Origin of the sequence: Microcoleus sp. LEGE 07076 (assembly GCF_015207455.1) — a bacterium.
Taxonomy (GTDB): Bacteria; Cyanobacteriota; Cyanobacteriia; order Cyanobacteriales; family Microcoleaceae; genus Microcoleus.
On sequence record NZ_JADEWV010000481.1, the window covers coordinates 1 to 1169 of the forward strand.

Consider the following 1169-nt stretch of genomic DNA (forward strand, 5'->3'; position numbering starts at 1 on the left):
GGCAAAAACTCATCGACCAACAAATTGGATTTATCACTCGAATCAAGAAGGGTGCATCTTATCAAGTAAAACGGGTATTAACAAATACCTATGATGTTAAAGACCAGATAATTCAGATAGGCGCAGGCACAAAAAAAACACCAGTTTTAACTATAAGATTAGTACAAATTCGCTCCAAAAATTCCTGGCGTTCTTATCTGACAAGTGTCCAAGAACCCAAAATACTGCCGCCTTATGTAGTGGCAGATTTATATCAAAGACGCTGGCGAATTGAAGAGGCATTTTGTACAGTAAAGAGACTCCTAAATTTAAGTTATTTATGGACAGGTTCGGTCAATGGAATCCAGCTACAAATCTGGGGTACTTGGCTATTTTATGCGGTTTTAGTAGACTTGGGAGATGCCGTTGCGGATGAATTAGGAGTGCCCATTGAACGTGTTTCATTAGAAATGATTTATCGGGGGATGTATCATTTTTCTGTGGCCTATCAAAAAGGATTAGCTTCTGACCTAGTTAGGGCTTGCTGGATAAGTGCAGAAAGGTTACACGGCGCGGTTATACGATCGCGCGATCGAGAGTTTAGTGCAAGATAAACAGGTAAAATAGGTCAAAACCCGTGCATCACCACCTGCGATCATGTACAGAAAAGCTGAGCTTGCTCCAAGCCCCTCATCCGAGTTTGAACTGCCCGTCGGAGGAAGGTTGTCTGTTGACAACCGTTGGGTAAAAATGGCTCAACTAATCCCGTGGTCAGAATTTGAGTCAGAATATGCCCAAAACTTCCCCACCGAAAAGGGGGCACCAGCCAAATCATTTCGGATGGCATTGGGGGCATTAATTATTAAGGAAAAACTGGGAATCAGCTCCGCGTGAAACAGTCGAACAGATCCGCGAAAACCCCTATCTGCAATACTTCATCGGTCAATCAAGCTACAGCAACGAACTACCATTTGACCCATCTTTATTAGTGCACTTTCGCCAAAGAATTAGTCCCAACCTAATTAATAAAGTGAACGAACGCATGGTCGAAAAAATGCGGGAAATTACCCCAATCCAACCCGAAAAAAAAAAGGATTCGGACGCCAAAAATGAGTCAACCAATCGCGGTAAACTAATCGTAGATGCAACCTGCGCTCCCGCCGACATTACCTATCCCACCGACTTAGGAC

The 1169-nt window shown here is 43.4% G+C and carries 2 pseudogenes; both read left to right on the top strand.

Features of this window, described 5'->3' with window-relative positions:
* Positions 1–518: pseudogene (locus tag IQ270_RS30440) on the top strand (transposase); the annotation flags it as partial.
* 118 nt (positions 519–636) lie between these two features.
* Positions 637–1169, top strand: a pseudogene (locus tag IQ270_RS30445) (transposase); the annotation flags it as partial.